Origin of the sequence: Thiothrix subterranea, from assembly GCF_016772315.1 — a bacterium.
GTDB lineage: Bacteria > Pseudomonadota > Gammaproteobacteria > Thiotrichales > Thiotrichaceae > Thiothrix > Thiothrix subterranea.
The window spans coordinates 2,708,509-2,728,832 of sequence record NZ_CP053482.1 but is presented as its reverse complement, the minus strand read 5'-3'; the positions used below and the strand labels follow the sequence as shown (position 1 = coordinate 2,728,832).

At 51.2% G+C, this 20,324-nt stretch carries 23 protein-coding genes; 15 read left to right on the top strand and 8 right to left on the bottom strand.

Annotated elements, in window-relative coordinates; genetic code table 11:
- Positions 1-78: 78 nt before the first annotated feature.
- From HMY34_RS13570 to hflX, 5 genes are all read left to right on the top strand, one after another.
- Positions 79-1,962, top strand: a complete 1,884-nt coding sequence (locus HMY34_RS13570; RefSeq protein WP_202716005.1) for a S1C family serine protease — start codon at positions 79-81, stop codon at positions 1,960-1,962.
- On the top strand, positions 1,962-3,827 hold the full coding sequence (mutL, locus tag HMY34_RS13565) for a DNA mismatch repair endonuclease MutL (protein WP_202716004.1): 1,866 nt from the start codon (positions 1,962-1,964) through the stop codon (positions 3,825-3,827). Before HMY34_RS13570 ends, mutL begins: the two co-directional genes overlap by 1 nt.
- On the top strand, positions 3,827-4,753 hold the full coding sequence (gene miaA / locus HMY34_RS13560) for a tRNA (adenosine(37)-N6)-dimethylallyltransferase MiaA (RefSeq protein WP_202716003.1): 927 nt from the start codon (positions 3,827-3,829) through the stop codon (positions 4,751-4,753). The genes mutL and miaA overlap by 1 nt, the downstream gene beginning before the upstream one ends.
- Before the next feature lie 157 nt (positions 4,754-4,910).
- A complete protein-coding gene (gene hfq, locus HMY34_RS13555) occupies positions 4,911-5,141 on the top strand; it encodes an RNA chaperone Hfq (protein ID WP_202716002.1) in 231 nt (76 codons plus the stop codon).
- Positions 5,142-5,175: 34 nt separating this feature from the next.
- Positions 5,176-6,456: a ribosome rescue GTPase HflX gene (gene hflX / locus HMY34_RS13550; protein ID WP_202716001.1), complete on the top strand. Its 1,281-nt coding sequence runs from the start codon at positions 5,176-5,178 to the stop codon at positions 6,454-6,456.
- A 102-nt stretch (positions 6,457-6,558) separates the two neighbouring features.
- Here hflX and rho read toward each other — a convergent pair whose 3' ends face one another.
- Together rho and trxA are read right to left on the bottom strand one after the other, a co-directional pair.
- Positions 6,559-7,818 carry a transcription termination factor Rho gene (gene rho / locus HMY34_RS13545; protein ID WP_202716000.1) on the bottom strand — a complete coding sequence of 420 codons (1,260 nt, stop codon included), beginning with the start codon at positions 7,816-7,818 and terminating at the stop codon, positions 6,559-6,561.
- Positions 7,819-8,119: 301 nt separating this feature from the next.
- On the bottom strand, positions 8,120-8,446 hold the full coding sequence (gene trxA / locus HMY34_RS13540) for a thioredoxin TrxA (RefSeq protein ID WP_202715999.1): 327 nt from the start codon (positions 8,444-8,446) through the stop codon (positions 8,120-8,122).
- Between the two features lie 145 nt (positions 8,447-8,591).
- Here trxA and HMY34_RS13535 point away from each other — a divergent pair, with 145 nt between their 5' ends.
- From HMY34_RS13535 to HMY34_RS13520, 4 genes are all read left to right on the top strand, one after another.
- Complete coding sequence (locus tag HMY34_RS13535; RefSeq protein ID WP_202715998.1) at positions 8,592-9,278, top strand: DUF3108 domain-containing protein; 687 nt, start codon at positions 8,592-8,594, stop codon at positions 9,276-9,278.
- Between the two features lie 120 nt (positions 9,279-9,398).
- Positions 9,399-10,118 carry a response regulator transcription factor gene (locus HMY34_RS13530; protein WP_202715997.1) on the top strand — a complete coding sequence of 240 codons (720 nt, stop codon included), beginning with the start codon at positions 9,399-9,401 and terminating at the stop codon, positions 10,116-10,118.
- Positions 10,115-10,450: a hypothetical protein gene (locus HMY34_RS13525; protein WP_202715996.1), complete on the top strand. Its 336-nt coding sequence runs from the start codon at positions 10,115-10,117 to the stop codon at positions 10,448-10,450. Before HMY34_RS13530 ends, HMY34_RS13525 begins: the two co-directional genes overlap by 4 nt.
- A gap of 129 nt (positions 10,451-10,579) precedes the next feature.
- Positions 10,580-10,876 (top strand): hypothetical protein, encoded by a 297-nt coding sequence (locus HMY34_RS13520; protein WP_202715995.1) that lies wholly within the window; start codon positions 10,580-10,582, stop codon positions 10,874-10,876.
- Positions 10,877-10,969: 93 nt separating this feature from the next.
- Here the strand turns inward: HMY34_RS13520 and HMY34_RS13515 are convergent, their stop codons facing one another.
- The gene (locus tag HMY34_RS13515) at positions 10,970-11,737 is read right to left on the bottom strand and encodes a hypothetical protein (RefSeq protein ID WP_202715994.1); all 768 of its coding nucleotides are present in this window, start codon (positions 11,735-11,737) and stop codon (positions 10,970-10,972) included.
- 155 nt (positions 11,738-11,892) lie between these two features.
- On the opposite strand from HMY34_RS13515, the gene HMY34_RS13510 reads away from it, so the two are divergent.
- The 6 genes from HMY34_RS13510 to HMY34_RS13485 all read left to right on the top strand — a co-directional run bounded on the left by HMY34_RS13510 (position 11,893) and on the right by HMY34_RS13485 (position 17,369).
- Positions 11,893-14,229 (top strand): hybrid sensor histidine kinase/response regulator, encoded by a 2,337-nt coding sequence (locus HMY34_RS13510; RefSeq protein ID WP_202715993.1) that lies wholly within the window; start codon positions 11,893-11,895, stop codon positions 14,227-14,229.
- Between the two features lie 67 nt (positions 14,230-14,296).
- Positions 14,297-15,013, top strand: a complete 717-nt coding sequence (gene rph, locus HMY34_RS13505; RefSeq protein WP_202715992.1) for a ribonuclease PH — start codon at positions 14,297-14,299, stop codon at positions 15,011-15,013.
- Positions 15,010-15,612: an RdgB/HAM1 family non-canonical purine NTP pyrophosphatase gene (gene rdgB / locus HMY34_RS13500; protein WP_202715991.1), complete on the top strand. Its 603-nt coding sequence runs from the start codon at positions 15,010-15,012 to the stop codon at positions 15,610-15,612. The genes rph and rdgB overlap by 4 nt, the downstream gene beginning before the upstream one ends.
- On the top strand, positions 15,609-16,154 hold the full coding sequence (gene gmhB / locus HMY34_RS13495) for a D-glycero-beta-D-manno-heptose 1,7-bisphosphate 7-phosphatase (protein ID WP_202715990.1): 546 nt from the start codon (positions 15,609-15,611) through the stop codon (positions 16,152-16,154). Before rdgB ends, gmhB begins: the two co-directional genes overlap by 4 nt.
- On the top strand, positions 16,151-16,900 hold the full coding sequence (locus HMY34_RS13490) for a lysophospholipid acyltransferase family protein (RefSeq protein ID WP_202715989.1): 750 nt from the start codon (positions 16,151-16,153) through the stop codon (positions 16,898-16,900). The genes gmhB and HMY34_RS13490 overlap by 4 nt, the downstream gene beginning before the upstream one ends.
- Positions 16,901-17,045: 145 nt before the next feature.
- Positions 17,046-17,369, top strand: a complete 324-nt coding sequence (locus HMY34_RS13485) for a hypothetical protein (RefSeq protein WP_202715988.1) — start codon at positions 17,046-17,048, stop codon at positions 17,367-17,369.
- Between the two features lie 89 nt (positions 17,370-17,458).
- Here HMY34_RS13485 and HMY34_RS13480 read toward each other — a convergent pair whose 3' ends face one another.
- The 5 genes from HMY34_RS13480 to HMY34_RS13460 form a co-directional block, all read right to left on the bottom strand.
- Complete coding sequence (locus HMY34_RS13480; protein WP_202715987.1) at positions 17,459-18,082, bottom strand: outer membrane beta-barrel protein; 624 nt, start codon at positions 18,080-18,082, stop codon at positions 17,459-17,461.
- A gap of 90 nt (positions 18,083-18,172) precedes the next feature.
- Positions 18,173-18,565 carry a group II truncated hemoglobin gene (locus HMY34_RS13475; protein ID WP_202715986.1) on the bottom strand — a complete coding sequence of 131 codons (393 nt, stop codon included), beginning with the start codon at positions 18,563-18,565 and terminating at the stop codon, positions 18,173-18,175.
- A 79-nt stretch (positions 18,566-18,644) separates the two neighbouring features.
- On the bottom strand, positions 18,645-19,130 hold the full coding sequence (locus HMY34_RS13470; RefSeq protein WP_202715985.1) for a LolA-like protein: 486 nt from the start codon (positions 19,128-19,130) through the stop codon (positions 18,645-18,647).
- Positions 19,131-19,132: 2 nt separating this feature from the next.
- On the bottom strand, positions 19,133-19,756 hold the full coding sequence (locus HMY34_RS13465; RefSeq protein WP_202715984.1) for a hypothetical protein: 624 nt from the start codon (positions 19,754-19,756) through the stop codon (positions 19,133-19,135).
- Between the two features lie 2 nt (positions 19,757-19,758).
- Entirely contained in the window at positions 19,759-20,310 is a 552-nt protein-coding gene (locus HMY34_RS13460) for a hypothetical protein (RefSeq protein ID WP_202715983.1), read from the bottom strand.
- Between the last annotated feature and the right edge of the window lie 14 nt (positions 20,311-20,324).

Genomic DNA, 20,324 nt, shown 5'->3' with positions numbered 1-20,324 from the left:
ACGGATACGCTATAGTCCTTTAATTATTTATGCCTCTCGCCTTGGGCTGTTATTATTTTCAATATGGGACTCAAAAAAATGCGCCAAACAACCCTTATTACCCGCACCTTCCTGTGTCTTGGTTTAGCCATCTCACCTAGCTTATTGGCTGAAATCAATATCACCCCACCGCTTTCACCCCCTGCGACGCAAGCCGTCACGCCTGCACCGGCAGTACCCGCTGAACCAGCGGTATCAGAAGCACCCGCACCGGTTGCTAATGAAGTTGAAGCCAGCACCAGCAACACACCACTCGAAGACGAAGTGGTCACTACACCCGATGGTTCCGACCCACGCGCTAAGATCAAGGATGCGGTCGTCAAAGTTCACGTCGTGCAACACACTTACGATACGCTCTCCCCTTGGAACTCCGATTCGCAGAAAGGTTCTGGCTCTGGCTTGATCATTGCTGACAACCTGATTTTAACCAATGCGCACGTTGCCTCTGACGCAACTTTCTTGGAAATTCAACGCCATAGCGAAACCAAGCGTTATGAAGCGGAAGTCGTGTACATTTCGCACGAGTCCGACTTAGCTATTTTGCGCACCAAAGATGCCAGCGCTTATAAAGATGTTACCCCGCTGGAACTCGGCGACCTGCCTAAAATGCAGCAATCTGTCGAAGTGTACGGCTTCCCGATTGGCGGCAACACCCTCAGCGTTACCCGTGGGGTGGTGTCACGGATTGAAAAACAAAACTACGTGCATACCGGTGAAAACCTGATGGCCGTGCAAGTGGATGCTGCGATTAACTTCGGCAATAGCGGCGGCCCGGTCATCTCCGACGGTAAAGTCGTCGGGGTGGCAATGCAATCAGGATTTTTGACCGAAAATATCGGTTACATGATTCCCACCCCGATTATTCGCCACGTATTAGCTGACGTAAAAGACGGCAAAGTGGATGGCTATGGCTTCCACGGCTTCCTCGCCCAGTCGATGGAAAACCCAGCAATGCGTCGTAAATACGGCTTGGGTGACACCCAAACCGGCATGTTAGTGCACAAGGTTTACAAAAATTCCCCGGCGGATGGCAAAGTGCAAATCGGCGACATTGTGACCGAAATTGACGGGCACAAAATCGAAAACAATCTCACGGTGGAATTCCGCCCCGGTGAATTCATCGACCACACGCACTACATCGACATGCACCAAATCGGCGAAAGCATCGCTTTCAAAATCCTGCGCAATGGTCAAGAGCAACTTGTTAACTTACCGCTCGACAAACCCGGCAAAGAATACCTGCTGGTGAAACCGAACCAGTACGACAAACAGCCCACCTACTTCATCTTCGGCGGGCTGGTATTCATGCCATTGAACCAAGACGTGATTGACAGCATGGATGGCACACCCGCCCGCATCGGCGCACTGACCTACGAATCCCCTGATGAAAAACGCAGCGAAGCGGTCATTCTCACCAAAGTATTACCGGCTGACATTAACAAAGATTATCACCATGACAACAATTTGCTGATTGAAAAAGTCAACGGTGAAAGCATCCGTGATTTCAATGACTTCTACCAAAAAGTACAGTCATCCAACACCGATTACATCACGTTGGAAACCTCCGACCACTACCAATTGGTGATTGATCGTAAAGAAGCTATTGAACGTCAGCCCAAAATTCTGGCGCAATACGGAGTAAATGCCGATCGTTCCAAAGAACTGCAAGCCATCGCTCAACCACCAGCAACGCCGGTAGCAGAACCCGTACCCGCCACCATTCCTGCTGCTCCCGCACCAGCGACAGCAGTGGTACAACCAGCACCGGCGGTTATACCCGCCGCGCCGCTGGTGATGCCAGCACCGGTTGCTACTCCCCCAGCACCGCTCGTTGTGCCACCACAGCCGGTGATGCCGCAACCCGTGATCCCACAACCGGTGATCCCGCAAATCCCACCAGCGGTAGGCGGTACGCAACCCTAATGCCGATACGCCAGCTTCCTAACCACCTCATTAACCAAATCGCCGCTGGCGAGGTGGTCGAGCGCCCCGCGTCGGTGGTCAAGGAATTGCTGGAAAACGCGCTCGATGCGGGTTCAACCCGTGTCGAGATCGACATTGAACAAGGTGGCAGTAAACGCATCCGCATCCGCGACAACGGCGGCGGCATTCCACACGAGGAATTAGCCTTAGCCCTGAGTCGGCACGCCACCAGCAAAATTGCCAGCCTCGATGATCTGGAACAAGTGCGCAGCCTCGGTTTTCGCGGGGAAGCCTTGCCCAGTATCGCCTCGGTTTCGCGCTTAATTCTTAGCTCCCGTCATGCCGATGCGTCCCAAGGGTGGCAACTGTTTGGGGATGGGCAAGAAGTATTCGACGCGCCCGAACCCGTGGCACACGCCACCGGCACGACCGTGGATGTGGTTGATTTATTTTTCAACATCCCCGCACGGCGCAAATTTCTCAAAACCGAAAAAACCGAATTCGGGCATATCGAAGACATGGTGCGCAAAATCGCCCTGAGCCGCTTCGATGTCAGCTTTGAACTCAATCACAACCAAAAAAATACCCTACGCTTACGCCCGGCGGAAGATCGCAGCGGCGCAGAACGGCGCATTGCCGAGATTTGCGGTAGCGCATTTGTCGAGCAAAGCGTGTATCTGGACTACGAAGCCGCCGGTTTGCGCTTGTGGGGTTGGGTTGGCTTGCCTACGTTTTCACGCTCGCAAGCGGACTTGCAATATTTCTATGTGAATGCCCGCCATGTACGCGATAAATTGATCAGCCATGCGGTGAAGCAAGCGTATCAGGACGTGATGTACCACGGGCGACACCCCGCGTTCGTGCTGTTTCTGGAACTGAATCCGCAATTGGTGGATGTGAATGCACACCCCACCAAGCAGGAAGTACGGTTTCGAGAAGGGCGGCTGGTGCATGATTTTTTGTTTCGCACCTTGCATCAGGCGTTGGCGGATATTCGACCGGGGGATGAGGTGGGTGCGCCGACACAACTTCCGGCGCAAACGGAAGATACCCCTCACCCCCTGCCCCTCTCCCTCAAGGGGCGAGGGGAGCAAGAAAAAGCACAACCTTATCGCCCTGCTTATCAACAGCAGCATCAGCAGCGACTGCAAATGCCGGTGCGCGAACAGATGGCGGCTTATCAGCAGTTGTACCAACCTGTAATACCAGCAACGCCAGCATCTCTTCCCCCCTCGCCCCTTGAGGGAGAGGGGGCAGGGGGTGAGGGATATTCTTCTGATATGCCACCACTCGGCTACGCCATCGCGCAACTCCACGGCATTTACATCCTCGCACAAAACGCCAGTGGCTTGGTGGTGGTGGATATGCACGCCGCGCACGAACGCATTACCTACGAATACCTCAAGCAAAGCATGGCAGCCGACGCGCTGCGCTCCCAACCGCTGCTCGTGCCTGCCAGCCTCAATGTGAGCCGCAAGGAAGCCGATTACGCCGAACAACACGCCGACACCTTCCGCACACTTGGTTTTGAGCTGGATCGCTTGGGGCAGGAAAAACTCACCATCCGTGCGGTTCCCAGTTTGCTGAAAGAATCCGACACCGAAGCACTGGTACGTGACGTACTCGCGGACTTGATCACACACGGTGCGAGTAATCGCATTCAGAATGCCATGAATGAAATCCTCGCAACGATGGCCTGCCACGGTTCAGTCCGCGCCAACCGCAAACTCAGTATTACCGAAATGAACGCACTCTTGCGCGACATGGAACGCACCGAACGCAGCGGGCAATGCAATCACGGTCGCCCGACTTGGACACAAATGGCGTTGGAACAAATCGACAAACTGTTTCTGCGAGGGCGCTAATGCACAAAGCGATTTGCATTATGGGGCCGACCGGTACGGGCAAAACTGACCTTGCGGTAGAATTGCGCAAGCATTTTCCCGTCGAAATTATCAGTGTCGACTCGGCGCTGGTGTATAAAGGCATGGACATCGGCAGCGCCAAACCCGATGCCGCCACCTTAGCGCAAGCACCACACCGCTTGATTGACTTTCTCGACCCTGCACAACCCTATTCCGCCGCTGAATTTCGCACCGATGCATTGCGCGAAATGGCAGATATTAGCGCTGCTGGGCGTATTCCGCTGCTGGTGGGTGGTACGATGCTGTACTTCCGCGCACTCGAATACGGCTTATCGGCCTTGCCTGAAGCCAACCCTGCCATCCGCGCCCGCTTGGAAGCAGAAGCCGTTACGCACGGTTGGCAAGCGCTGCATGACCGTTTAGCCCGTATTGACCCGGTGGCGGCACAACGCATCCACCCCAATGACCCGCAGCGCCTGCAACGCGCTCTGGAAGTCTTTGAACTAACAGGGAAATCGCTGACTGAATTGCAGCAAGCAACTTGGCACGCGGCTTGCCCCTACGCGCTATTTAAAATTGCCTTGATCCCCGAAAATCGGGCATGGTTACACACACGTCTGGAACAACGTTTCGACCAAATGTTAAGCCAAGGCGTGGTGGATGAAGTGCGCCAACTCTTGACACGTGGCGATTTAAATACCCACCTTCCCGCCATAAGAGCTGTCGGTTATCGGCAAATTTGGGATTATTTAATTAACGAAATAGACTACAATCAGATGCGCGATCGTGCTATTGTCGCAACACGGCAGCTTGCTAAACGTCAAATGACGTGGTTGCGATCCGAAAAAGGCATTAGTTGTTACGACCCCCAAGAACTTAACCTTTCATCGGTCATCAGCAACGTTTCAACGTTTATTGGCGGATGAACGGATACGTCCGACAAACAGGCATTCTGGTGAGACGATAGAACTGATAAGCTTTTAGGCGTCGAAGGAAACAAGCGACTGGCTCACGACCACCCCCCTAGCTTTAGGTGTGAGACCATAACAACCACAAACCCGAGAATATTTTTAGGAGAAGCTCATGTCGAAAGGGCACACATTACAAGAACCCTTCCTTAATGCTCTGAGAAAGGAACGGATTCCTGTCTCGATTTACTTGGTCAACGGCATCAAATTACAGGGTCACGTCGAATCATTCGACCAATTCGTTGTATTGCTGGGGAACACCGTCAGCCAATTAGTCTACAAACACGCTATTTCCACGATCGTGCCTGCTCGCTCGATCAAATTGGCATTAGCACCAGAAGAATAAGTCATTCTACTGAAATCATCAGAAAGGTTGCCGATTGGAACTATTTGAACGCCCCGGCGGCGGTGAAAATGCCGTACTCGTTCAAATCAGTTTCAAGTCGGCAAAGACGGCACAAGACGAAAAGGAATTCATCGAATTAGCGGATTCGGCTGGCGCACAGGTAGTCGGATTCGTTAATGGCTCACGTCAACGCCCTGACCCACGTTATTTTGTGGGCACAGGTAAAGCTGAAGAGATTCGCCAGTTACGTGAATTGCGCGACGCCAATCTGGTCATTTTCGACCACTCCCTTTCCCCTGCCCAAGAACGCAACCTAGAAAAATTGCTGGAATGCCGTGTCATTGACCGCACCGGTTTGATTCTGGATATTTTCGCGCAACGCGCCCGCAGCCATGAAGGTAAACTTCAGGTTGAACTCGCACAGCTCAAACACCTGTCTACCCGACTCGTGCGCGGCTGGACTCACCTTGAACGCCAAAAAGGGGGGATCGGAATGCGCGGCCCCGGCGAAACGCAGTTAGAAACTGACCGGCGCTTAATTGCCGAGCGCATTAAACAAATCGACCGCCGCTTGGAAAAAGTCCAAAATCAGCGTGAACAAGGGCGTCAATCGCGCAAAAAAGCCCAAATTCCCACCGTGTCATTGGTTGGTTACACCAATGCAGGTAAATCCACCTTATTCAATGCACTGACCCAAGCGGGCGTTTACGTGGCTGACCAATTGTTTGCCACCCTTGACCCGACGTTGCGCCAAGTGCAATTGCCGAATCAACAAGAAATTATTCTCGCCGATACCGTCGGTTTCATTCGTTATCTGCCTCACGACTTGGTTGCGGCCTTCCGCTCGACCTTGCAGGAAACCGTGGATGCTGACTTGTTGCTACACGTTATCGACAGCCACGACGACCAGCTAGAATTGTTCCGCGAACAAGTGAATAACGTCATCGCCGAAATTGGGGCGGAGCGCGTGCCACAAATCGAAGTCATGAATAAAATCGACCTCGGTGGCACTACCCCACACATTGAGGAAAGCACCGGCACCACCCCTACCCGCATTTACATATCCGCCCAGAACAATCTGGGGCTGGATGTATTGCTGGAATACTTAGGAAATTACTTTGCCGGACACATGTTCCAAGGCGATTTGACGCTCAAACCGCAACACGCCCGCTTACGCGCCAAGCTATACGCCGACAAAGCGATTCAGCAGGAAAGCATTACGGATGAAGGCAATTTCAGCTTAAAAGTGCTGATTGATCAGCGCAGGCTGGAACAATGTTTACGGGAAGAAGGCTTGGCGCTAGACGATTTGTAGCAGCAAATTATCCGAGAGAGATTATGCCACCGTGGGATTCGGTAGAGACGCAAAATCTTGCGTCTCTACGGGGATGCTCGATGTCGAAACAAGAATAAGGTTTTACCCGCGACGCATCACGTCAAAGAATTCGCTATTCGTTTTGGTCTTCGACAGCTTATCAAACAGCAATTCCATGGCATCCAGATCGTCCATGCTGTGCAGGAATTTACGCAACACCCACAAGGTTTGCAGTTCGTCTTGCGTGGTCAGCAACTCTTCGCGACGTGTGCCGGAACGGTTGATGTTAATCGCCGGGAATACGCGCTTCTCAGAAATACGGCGATCCAGATGGATTTCCATATTGCCCGTCCCCTTGAATTCTTCGTAGATAACCTCGTCCATTTTCGAGCCGGTATCAATCAACGCGGTGGCAATAATCGTTAAGCTACCACCCTCTTCGATATTACGTGCCGCACCGAAGAAACGTTTGGGGCGATGCAAGGCATTGGCATCCACACCCCCCGTCAATACTTTGCCAGACGATGGCACCACGGTGTTGTAAGCCCGCGCCAGACGGGTAATCGAGTCGAGTAAAATCACCACATCGCGCTTGTGTTCGACCAAACGCTTGGCTTTTTCAATGACCATTTCCGCGACTTGAACGTGACGCGCTGCCGGTTCATCAAAGGTCGACGACACGACTTCGCCCTGCACCATGCGCGACATTTCTGTCACCTCTTCCGGGCGTTCGTCGATCAGCAATACGATCAAGTAACTTTCGGGGTAATTGGAGGCAATGCTTTGTGCAATGTTTTGCAGCATGATGGTTTTACCGGCCTTTGGCGGCGCGATAATCAAGCCACGCTGACCTTTACCAAACGGCGCTACGATGTCGATAACGCGAGCGGTAATGTCTTCACGGCTGCCGTTACCCCGTTCCATGCGCATCCGGTCATCGGCGTGCAGCGGAGTCAGGTTTTCAAAGGCAATTTTGTTACGCGCACTTTCGGGCGGCTCGAAGTTAATGGTGTCGACTTTCAGCAGTGCAAAGTAACGTTCACTGTCCTTCGGTGGGCGAATCTTACCCGATACGGTATCGCCGGTGCGCAGCCCAAAGCGGCGAATCTGGCTTGGTGAAACGTAAATATCATCCGCCCCAGCGAGGTAGCTGGAATCATCGGAACGCAGGAAACCAAAGCCGTCTTGCAGGATTTCCAGCACACCATCCCCGTGGATGTCGACGTTGTTGGCTGCATTGGCTTTCAGCAAGGCAAAGATGATGTCTTGTTTGCGGGTGCGGGAAATGCTCTCGATCCCCATGGCTTGAGCCATTTCAAAGACTTCGGCGGCGGATTTCTTTTTGAGTTCAGACAGGTTCATATAGTGATGAATTTGATGGGGATAGTAGGAGTAAACAATCAGGAAGCCCCTGCTCGTGCTGTGTTTCTCAATCGGGAAGCGTGGCTGAGTGCCTTGCTATTGCCGTAATCGCGGCTATCGCCCGTTACAGTCTGTGCATGAATCTAGTGATTAAGAAAACGAGACAGGATTTTCAGGAATGAATCTGGATGCAGATTCAAGTACAGTTAAACTAGCACGCCAGTTTTACAGAGTCCAGCAAAATATCCCCGCAAGCCCCAAGGAAACCAAAAATCGCCAAGGGGTGCAGGAATCGAGCTGTTTAGAGGTTTGAGGTCAAGAACGCGGTCAACTGTGATTTAGACAGTGCGCCTACCTTGGTCGCAAACACTTCGCCGTCTTTAAACAGCATCAGAGTCGGAATACCCCGGATACCGTAACGCGGTGGTACCGCTTTGTTCTCATCAATGTTCAATTTAGCCACTTTCAGCTTGCCGTCAAACTCGCTGGCAATTTCATCCAGTAGCGGGGCAATCATTTTGCACGGCCCGCACCACTCCGCCCAGTAGTCAACCAGCACGGGTACAGCAGATTTCAGCACTTCCTGCTCGAAAGTTGCATCGGAAAGGTAAGTAATGTTGTTGCTCACAGAAGGGTTCTCCCTGATTTTTGAGGTTTTACGACCGCTATTCTCTACTATTTTGCGCCATCTTTGTAGTATAGCGTTTAAGAACCAATACGGCTTGCTGTAGTCTAATCAGGTCGATAGCGTTTAACCACAAGGAATTGCCCTCATGAAGCTTTTATGGATTGTCTCAGCAGCCCTCGCATTAGCCGCGCCACCCTTAGCGGCCGCCCCCGATGCATTTCAAGCCAGTTACACCGTCAGCGCCAAAGGGCTGGAAATGGGCGTGATGAATGCCAGTTTGCGCTACGACGGCGAAACCTACACCTACCAAAAAATCACCAAAGCCAACGGTTTAGCCGCCGTGCTCAGTGGCGACACACTGACGGAGCGCAGCACCGGCAAAAAACAAGCGGCGCAGTTGCTTCCCGAACATTACCTGTACCACCACAAAAACAAACGCAAAGATAAAAAAGACGAATTCCGCTTCACCACCGCGACTCAAGTGGACGGCAGCTTTGACAACAACACCTACCAGCTAAACGTGCCGACGGGCACTTTGGACATGGCAGCACTGGAATTGACGTTAATGGATGCCCTCGCGACCAACCAAGCGCTCAATTACCGCGTGCTCAGCAAAGGCAAATTGCAAGATTACCGCCTGCGCAAACTCGGCAAAGAGACCATTGAAGTCCCCGCTGGCCATTATGAATGCGAAAAACTCGAAGTCATGCATGACAATAATGAGCGCCAAACCACCTTATGGTTAGCACCCAAACTGGATTACGCCATCGTGCAAGTACGTCACCAAGAAGACGGCGATGTGATCGAAACCCGTTTAAAACAATACCAATAGTGGTGTCATTGCATTGTATTTTCCAATAGCAGCGTTACTCACTGATATTTTTTAGATTTTCAGTGCCAGACACACTAAAATGTAATATCATTTGATTTCAACCCTATAATGTCTGGAAAAATGAGCGTTAACCAAGGTGTACACCAAAATACAACTAGCCGCCGCATTCTACTCGTCGATGATGACATCGTATTGCACGCGCTATTGCAGGAATATTTAACTGCGCATGACTACCGCATTCATAGCCTATTGAATGGTGAAGAAATAGACGTATTTTTCCAAAGTTCACCACCGGATTTGGTCTTGCTTGACATTATGCTGCCCGGCAAAGATGGCTTACACTGGTTGGGATGGATAAAAACACACCATCCGCACTTGCCGGTGATGCTATTGTCTGCAAAAAAATCAGCGGATGAGCGCTTGGCGGGGCTAGAAGTCGGGGCTGATGATTACCTCACCAAACCGTTTCACCCCAAAGAATTGCTTATCCGCATTCAAAATATCATTCGGCACACACCCAATAAGCCCAGCAATAACCTCATCACCATCGGTGACAACCTGTTTGACCCGCTGCATGAAAAGTTAGAGCGCGACAACACGGTGATCAAACTCACCACGCAAGAAACCTGCTTACTGCAATTTTTTTACCAGAATGCCGGACAAATCTTGACCCGCGACGCCATCTCCCACGCGCTTAGCGGCAATGAGCACCTGCCCCTCAATCGCAGTATTGACATGACTATCAACCGCCTACGCAAAAAATTGGGCGATGATGCCAATGACCCCAAACACCTGCACACCATTTGGCGCAAAGGTTATCGCTTGATACTCGACGCATGAGCAGCAGCGCTTTATTTACCACGTTGCCCAAAATCTTAGGCAAGGAAGCAACTAAGCGCCTGCTCAAAGTTGCACAACCCGAACTTCAGCAGTACCAACAGGGACTGCTCAACAGCTTGCAACAACAAGACTGGCAAACCGCCGCCGCACTTGCCCATAAACTTTCGGCCACCGCGCATTTGTACGATTCTGCCAGCTTGCAAGCCGCTCTCGACGACATTAATGCGCAAAATCTAGCAGCATTACAACACCCCGCTTTCATCCCCACTCTCATGCAAACCTTCCAACAAATTCAGGCTAATATCCGACTGTTTATCTCAGATAATAATTGACTGAAATATGGCCTGTTACATTTTCTTACAATTTTTCACGTTACAAACGCGCTAACGTTCGTTAAGGTTGTGTACGGTAAATTGATAAGATTTGTGCAAATAAAGAAAAATTGATTAAGGATATGGCTAATGATTAAGGGAAAACACGGGGTCGCGAGTTTATGCCTGCTGGTTGGCTGCTTGAGTGCGCAACCGGTGATGGCGTTATCGCCGAAAGCACTACAACAACAAAGCAATCACAGCATTACCAGGGATGAAACCTTAGAAACAGCGGAACCACACACGCAGCCAACCAGCTTAAATGGTTTTCTGCCGGAGTTGATTGGCCCGCACGTGTATTTGTATTTATTGCAATCGGATCAATTCATTACGTTACAAGGCGTGGTGGAATCGCTCTGGGAAGAACACATGATAAAAAAACCGTAAAACCTCCTTACTCGGCTCACCAAACTGCGCCAAAATTGGTGAGTCCTTAACAGCCCTACTTACTCCCCTGTAGTTAGGGCTGTTTTTTTTGACTCAAAAACGTTGGTTCAATTCCAACCGCGCATCTTCCCAACCGCCGAATCCGGCACTCGCATCCAGATACAAATCCCTGCCTACTTGGGTTTGATAACCGACACGATACGCCAAGGTATCAGCCGTTTCGCCGCGCACCTCGGTTTCCACCTCGCCCAACCCCGGCAACACCAGCGTTCCGGCGTAATCAACATCCGCCTGCTGATAAATCAACCCCGCATTGAATGCGCCCACGTCAGTCAGCACACCCACGCTAGGTATTAGCGTATTCACCGCGCCATCTTTAATGCCAGCATCCCCGTCTGCACGGGTGTAAATGTAAGTCAATGCGCCAAAATAACGCCCCTGCTGCTTTGCCACCGTTGCCCCTGCATTGTATAAAGTACCGTCAGCATCAAACACCAAATCGCTTAAGCCTAAGCCCGGAAGCGCTGACAAATTAGCCGTCGATTCCCCAGTGACGTGTGAAATACCCCCGAATACCGTCAGGTGCGGGTTCACCTGATAATCCAGCTTAGCGCCCACCATTTTCAGATCATTATTAATCGTGACTAAATCTTTGGCATTCGCGGGCAATAACGCCGCTACCATTGGATTTTTAATCACAATATCGGTAATTTTAACATCCTGGTTTTGCGTATACAGTTCGACACCCACACCGCGTGCTTTCAAGGGCATACCCGTGGTCGCGGTACCGGCTCCAGCCGGTTGCATCACAAACATTAACGCACAAATGCCGCATGAACTTGGCAAAAATCCTTTTAACATAACACCCTCGCAATGGAAAAACAGACAAAAAACGGCACAAATTATCCCACTGAATGACGCGAAAAAGATACCAAATGTTCAAATAAAACGCACTATATTCACACAGTTACACAGCATTTTTATGTGAATTTTAATCACCAAGGAATCCAGCACGCTTGTTTCGCACTATTTTATTGCTAATTGGCGGGATGCTCATCAGTTTAGCGGCTCAGGCGCTACCCGCCGCCATGGAACTGAATGCCAACACCGCGCAAGCATGGATTTACCCACACATAGCGATAGCGCAAGACCCGACTGGCAACTGGCGTGTTGCCGATGCCGCCCGTGTTAGCGAACACTTCCAAGCCGACTGGCATTATCACCCGCAAATTGGCTACACCACGGCGGTGTATTGGGCGCGATTTGACATTCACAACAGCACGGCGCAAAACCGCAATGGCTATGTGTTGTTTCGTGGTCAATACCCCAGCACGGTGCAAGCTTACGCCTACCCATCAGCCGCCGTGCCGCCGGTTTCCCTCGCACCGCTGCAAGCCGTCGATAGCTTGCGGATGCCTGCTTATTACCTCGATCTCGCCCCGTATAGCAGCGTTAGCGTGTACTTGCGCGTGCAAAATCCCAATATTCCGCTGTCGTTTGAAGTGGAATTTAACGCTACCGACTATTTATTGCTGGCAGCCATTCACGATTACTTGTTTTACGGGATTGTCTTGGGCGGAATGCTGGCATTGGCGGCTTACAACTTACTGACTTATTTCAAATTAACCGAAATCAGCTTCCTGAGTTTGGCATTTTTTATCGTCTTTGTAGCCTTGGAATTGAGCCGTTTGACAGGTCTCTTGCATGTCATCACGCTGTTTCAGGAACATTACCTGTTAATACAATCGGTGTTTGCTTACGCCGCCATTGCCAGTGGCGCACACTTTTTCCACCACTTAATGGGCTTACCCAAACAGTTACCGTATTTTGTCGTACCGCTGCGGCTCGTGTTTTGGGACGCATTGCTGAGCATCCTGCTGAACCACTGGTTTGCGTTTGGTGCATGGCTGACCTCACTGCTGGGTTTTTTGTTGCTCAGCATCGTTGTTCCCGCCACCTTCATCTTATGGCGGCGGGGCTTGCGTGAAGCAAAAAGTTTCGCCTGGGCATCCAGCATCGTCACGCTGAGCAGCATTCCCTTAATCTTGGTCGGATTCGGGCTGGTACACAACTTGCCCTATGCCATTGATATTATGCATGTCGGCATGTTGGCGTTTATGATTTTGCTCTCACTGTCACAGGCAGAACGCACCCGCATCTTGCACGAACAAACGCAACGCGCTGAAGCCACCAGCAAAGCCAAAGGTGAATTTCTAGCCTCAATGAGCCACGAATTGCGCACGCCCATGAATGCGGTCATCGGCACGGGCACACTGCTGCAAACAACGCCACTGAACCCGCAACAACAAGAATACGTGGATCGGCTCGACACCGCCGCCAACCACATGCTGAACCTAATCAATGATATTTTGGATTTAGCCCGCTTAGAAAACACCTTGCCGGTAATCGAATCACACCCGTTTACCCTCGGCGAATTGCTGGAAAACCTAGAAAAACTCCTGCACGAACACGCTCAACAAAAAGGCTTAACGCTGAAGCTGCACAGTGATTTTTCGCTGCAAACCCTGCTACTCGGCGATCTCACCCGCTTGTCGCAAATATTGCTCAACCTGTTGAACAATGCCCTGAAATTCACCGCAACGGGCAGTGTGAGCTTGGCGATTCGTGACCTCGGCGCGGACGTAACCGGCAAGGTATTACTGCATTTTGACGTCACCGATACTGGCATCGGCATCGATCCAATGCAGCAAGCGCAATTATTTGAACCCTTCTCGGCTACTCAAACCTCAACCGACAAACGCTTTAAAGGCACGGGGCTAGGCTTATCCATCAGCCACAAACTGGTGGCGGCAATGGGTGGAACCTTGGCAGTGAGCAGCACCCCCAAACAAGGCAGCCGCTTCTTTTTCAGTTTGGATTTTGCTCTCGCCAGGGTTGACACGCCTTGTAGCGTTTCTCAGCAAGACGACATCGCGGTCATGAAACGTTTGCCCACGGCAACAACATACCGAATCCTATTGGTAGACGATGACGAACTGAATTTATTTTTCGGTCGCGCTCTGCTGAAAACACTGCACGTCGACGTTGAAACAGCCGATAGTGGCGCAGCCGCTCTCCAACAATTGCAACAACATACTATCGACTCCCCTATCGACTTGGTGTTAATGGACGTGAGTATGCCGGAGATGAATGGCTATGAAACCACGCAGCGGATTCGTGCTGATGCCCGTTTCACGCACTTGCCCATTATTGCCCTAACCGCCCACGCCATTGCGGGGGAGCGTGAACGTTGCCTCGCCGCAGGCATGAATGATTACCTCACCAAACCGTTTGTCCCCGCCACCATGCAGGTGATGCTGGAACGCTGGCTACCACACATTGCCGCACCATAACCGTGAAACCCACGCCAATGATGGGTATAATCCCCGCTCTCCTCTCTAAGCGATAAAAGGATTCCCCATGAGACCCAGCGAACGCGCTCCTGAGCAAATGCGAACGGTTACATTTACCCGCCATTACACCTGCCACGCGGAAGGCTCAGTATTAGTGGAATTCGGCAACACCAAGGTGCTGTGTACCGCCACCGTCGAAGACCGTTTACCCGGCTGGCTCAAAGGCAAAGGTCAAGGTTGGGTCACGGCGGAATACGGCATGTTGCCGCGTGCCACGGGTTCACGCACCGCACGCGAAGCCGCCAAAGGCAAACAAGGCGGGCGTACCATGGAAATCCAGCGCTTGATCGGGCGTTCCCTGCGAGCGGTAGTCGATCTCGAAGCCCTCGGCGAATTCCAAATCACCATCGACTGCGACGTGATTCAAGCCGATGGCGGCACGCGCACGGCTTCAATCAGCGGTGCTTACGTGGCATTGTGTGACGCGATTACTTGGCTGCAAAAAAACCGCCGCTTGAAGAAAAACCCCTTGCACGGTCAAATCGCGGCGATTTCCGTCGGCATTTTTGACGGTGTGCCGGTGCTGGATTTGGATTACGCCGAAGATTCCAAAGCCGAAACCGACATGAACGTGGTGATGAACGAAGCCGGACAATTCATCGAATTGCAAGGCACTGCCGAAGGTCACGCCTTCCGTCGCGACGAACTCGACGCCATGCTGGTATTGGCAGAAAAAGGCATTCGGGAAATCATGCAAGCACAACAACAGGCATTGGCATCATGAGTCAACGTATCGTCTTAGCGTCCGGCAATGCCGGAAAACTGCGTGAATTCAACGCAATGCTGGCGGATTTAGGCATTGAATTTGTACGCCAAAGCGAATTTGGGGTGCAAGATGCCGATGAAACCGGCTTAACCTTCGTCGAAAATGCCTTAATCAAAGCGCGTAATGCCGCTCAACACACTGGAATGCCCGCCATGGCAGACGATTCCGGCATTGTGGTCGATGCTCTCGGTGGTGCACCGGGATTGTATTCCGCCCGTTATGCGGGGGAACACGGCGATGATGCTGCCAATAACACCAAACTGCTGGAAGCCTTGCAAGACGTGCCGGACGCGCAACGCACCGCACGTTTCTATTGCTGCATCGTTTACTTGCGCCATGCCGAAGACCAATTGCCGATCATTGCTGAAGCCAGTTGGGAAGGTCGCATTCTGCACAGCTTAAGCGGGGCAAACGGCTTTGGTTACGACCCCTTGTTTTACGTGCCAACTCACGGCTGCTCGTCCGCCGAATTACCAGCGGAAGAAAAAAACCGCATCAGCCATCGCGGGCAAGCCTTGCGTAAATTGCATGAAATGCTGCTGGAGAACGCCGGGTGAAACTCATCATCCTCGACCGTGACGGCGTGATTAACGAAGACTCCGATGCGTTCATCAAAACGGTGGACGAATGGATTCCCATCCCCGGTAGCATTGCAGCAATGGCGCGGCTCTATCACGCCGGTTACACGTTGGCGATTGCGACCAATCAATCGGGCATTGCGCGTGGCTATTACGACGTTGCGACCTTGGATGCGATGCACGCCAAACTGCGCCATTTGTTAGCCGCGCACGGCGGTGAAGTCGCTTACATCGCCTATTGCCCGCACCTTAGCAGCGATCATTGTGAGTGCCGCAAACCGAAACCGGGGATGCTGTTCACCATTGCAGAACATTTCGGTATAAATCCCGCGCAAGCCCACGTCGTCGGTGATTCGCTACGCGATTGGCAAGCCGCCGCTGCGGTAGGCGCACGCTATGCCCAAGTCCGCACCGGCAAAGGCTTGCGCACACTGGCGGATGGCAAGCTCCCTGCCGCTATACCCGTGTTTGATAATCTGGCAGATTACGCCGATTCACTTTTGGGAACCACTTCAGCATGAATGCACTTAATACGCTTTGGCTAGGCACTCGTGCCGCGATTTTCTGGGTAGGCTTTGCGATCAGCACCCTCTTGGCAGGCTTACTAACCCCGTTAGCTTGGCTGTTTCCGCTTAAATACCGTTACCCCGCGACTACCTTGTGGAACTGCTTCAACCGTTGGTGGCTGGAAGTGACCTGCGGGGTGAAATACCAAGTGATCGGGCGCGAAAACATCCCCACCGATAGCGCCTTCATCATTATGGCTAATCATCAATCAACGTGGGAAACCTTCGCGATCCCCTGTATTTTTCCGCAACAATTAAGCTGGGTAATGAAACGCGAACTGTTGAAGATTCCGTTTTTTGGCTGGGGTTTGCGACTGATTCGCCCGATTGCAATTGACCGCAATGCCGGAAAAGCTGCCGTCAAACAAATTTCGCACCAAGGCAAAGCGCTGTTACAAGAAGGTATTTGCGTGGTTATTTTCCCCGAAGGCACTCGCGTCGCACCGGATGCCAACGTACCGTTTAAAATTGGCGGCGCAATCCTCGCCTCTCACTCCGGCTTTCCGGTGGTTCCTGTGGCACACAATGCGGGGTTAAGCTGGCAACGCCATGCGTGGATCAAAAAACCCGGCACGATTACCGTCAGCATCGGCCCAGCCTTTGCCACCCAAGGCTTAAAAACCGATGCCATTAACCAACAGGCGCAACGCTGGATTGAAGCTGAAAAGGCGCGTTTGCCTGAGATTGCGACCACCCCATAACGTGCTGAATTATTTATGACCCATTATAAATAATTTCATCAACATTAATCGTGCATTCAGGGTTCACTTCTGTCAAAACTAGACTACTATTTAATCTATAGAGTAGGTTTTGTTCACAGTCACAGATTACCCAAGGAGTGCGCCCATGTCAGCAAGGAAGCTAATACGTAACGCCGTCACAACGTTTGTTACCACCCTCATCTTAAGCAGCCATTACGCATACGCCGTCAATGGCGAAGTGCTGTTTAGTGCTGTCGATAATGGCAAGGCTATTTTGCGTGAAGTCAAATGGGAAATTGTCGGGCTGGATAGCCACAGCTTACAACACGATAAACGCCATACGTTTACCGCTGAACTGCCACCGGGTAAATACATCGCTAAGCTCACCTGTGACGGCAGGAATTACGAACGACCGTTTGATATAGTAACGCCCTTCCATAACGTGGTGATTGAGTGTGCTGGTCATTGAGATTGGCAATTGTAAAGGCATGAAAATAGCCGGATAACATCCATTATCCGGCTCAACATTAAAGACTAAAATCAACGCAACTAGAGCGCTTAGAAGTTGTAGTGCAACCCAACCGTTGCGGTGGTGACACCGGTGTCCGCCGTGCCAACCACGCCCGACTCAATGATTTTAGATTGCTCACCCATGCTCACGAAATGGTCAATGCCAGCCCGCACGCCCATGTGTTCGCTGAAGTTGTATTCTGCACCCACGCCAACAACGGGGGTGAAACCGGAGTCATCGGCATTACCTGCGGTGGTTTCTACTTCGCTGTCCCAATAGGCCGCACCGACTTTGCCGAACAAACCCGCATTAGCACTCAAGGGCTTGCGCCCGACCGCGCTCAACGTCAACGCTTTGGACTGTTGATCGCCGCGCACTGCACCGCCGTCTTGCTCAATACGGGCGGTATAATCCATATCGGTGTAACCTGCTTCCACGGCCAAATTAGGGCTAAGCGGATACCCAGCATACGCATTGACAGCGCGGTCAGTGTCACACACTTCACGGCACGCAACGCCCCCAACGCCACAATCTGAACTCAGATCGTTATCATCAATCGACGTATTAATGCCATACCCCACGCCCACATAAGGCGCTTTTGGCGAGCCTGCCATTGCTACACCACTGAACAATACAACCGCGACACTCACCAAAGGCAAATATTTATTCATCTACGTTTCCTCATTTATGTTTATGCTCTAATGAATTTAGCAGAAATGAAAGAAATCGTTATTTATTGTTTTTATGAGATTGAATATTTATCAGCCCGCCCGATTCCGCATGTGGTCAGCCACATTCGCAAAGGAAGCTTTTAACTGCATTTTCAATAATTCGTCGGTCAGTTGCTCATCCAATGCCATATTCATGCACAGCAACCACTGATCACGCATTTGGGTATCCACCGGAAATGGCGCGTGCCGCATCCGCAAACGCGGGTGTCCGTATTCTGCTTCATACAAACCCGGCCCGCCTAGCCAGCCCGACAAAAACTTAAACAACTTATCGCGAGCGGGTTGCGAATCTTGCGGGTGGATTTTGCGCAACTCCCACGCTTCCGGCAATTCATCCATAATGTCGTAAAAGCGGTTCACTAAGCGCGAAATACCGGCTTCGCCGCCGAGCATGTCATAGTGGGTTGTGATCGGTAATTCCATCCTGAATACTCCGTAGCTTGCTTAAAAATAGCAAGTCTACGGACTTTCACGGTAATGGGGGATGGGATTTCGCAAAGACTTAGAGTTTTGGGGCAGTGACATCCTGGTAACGGGTAGAAGAGGTGGTTTTGCCATCCTCCATGGCGGATTTGTAGGGCAGGCCATCATCCTTACCGATATACAGCTTGACCGTACCGCCTCCCAAATCTCCGGCTTCACTGTGGTAGCTCAACACCGTTACCGCCACACCATCGACCGTATCCTCACCGTCATCCTTGCAATCTGTTACCTTGATTGAGCCATCTTTAATCATGCCGATCGCAATTTTTTCGGCGTCATCCATATTCATTGGTGATTTTTGCCATTTGCCGTCGATACTCATGAAAAACTGCCCGTCCACTTTGATGGATTCGAGCTTTGCACCTGCTGTTTCCACCGTGGAATGCCAAGCGGCTTGGGTGAGTTTGGCTTCGCTGGCTTTGAGAATGGGGTCACAGGCAGCATCCAGCGCAAAAACCGGAGGCAGCAGCGTGAATAACGCAGTAGCGGCAAGTATACGTTTCATAGTCAACTCCTTGGGGTGATCAGCTTTGATTGAGTATAGGCAATTATTGGCGCATCAGTTCCACCGGCAGCACCGTTAGATGCCACATGCCAATGCCCAAGTCCGTGTAACGCGGAACGGATACAACTGTAATGACCAGAATGCAACGCACGCTCCATCACCTCCAACGCCAAAACAACACCTTTGGCGTCCGTGCTATCAGGATGCAGTGCAAAAATATCCCAGAACATATAGCAAATGTGCGCCAAGGGATCGACGCTTGCATGAACATCCGCTTCGTAGGTATCCGTGCAATAAGGCTCGAAAATATTGCTGTAAACATACGTCAGGCAACGAATCGCTTCATGCTGAAGTGGGCGTAGCAGGCGGCTATCGGGATGACGAGTAGTGTACAGCAACGGATAATCTGAACAAGCCGTGTCAGTTATCAGTTGTAGGCCATGTGCTAACTGATGCGATGAATAACGCTTGATCCAAGCGGATGACTGAAAAAAACCATTCAATGATTCCAATACCATAGCCGGGTTCAAGCTCATGCAATGCTCAGGCAGCATATCAACGCATGGGTCAAACTGTTCTGGCGTGTTGAAGAGACAGTCGATCACACGCGGATTAATTCTTGTCATATCTACAACTTGTCCACGGTTTTACGCACTAAATCTTCAAATTGGGGGGAATACTTTTTATCCATACCTGTTGCGGTAAGACCAAGGATAACTGTTCCTTTGCGTACTATCGCTTGTGTCATTTCAAGCGGGTTGTTATTGCCTGCCTTGAACCATACCTCATCCCCAATACCCGTCAGTTGTTGGTTAGGTGCGGCATTGTTTGCATTAAGTGTTGCGTTGAACATTTCATTCATTCCCCCTTGCATTTTGAGCATCATTTGGAAGGTGTCGGCTGCTTCTGTTACGTCGCGATTGGGTGTCAAGATTGTTGTCAGGAGTATAAATGCGCCCGGATCACCAGTACCATTGTAAATGCAGGTTTCTTTTTCATCAGCCATCGCTGCTACCGCTTGTCCGAAAGCAGCTTGAACATCAGTGGTTGTCACCAATTGACAGGCAGCAGGAAGTGTTTTTGCAGTGAGGGCTGCTGTTGATGCTGTGTCGGTTGGTTTATCCCCGCAAGCTGTCAAGAGCAGTACTAAAGTAAAGGGTATCAGTGTGTTTTTTTTCATAAAGAAACTCCTAT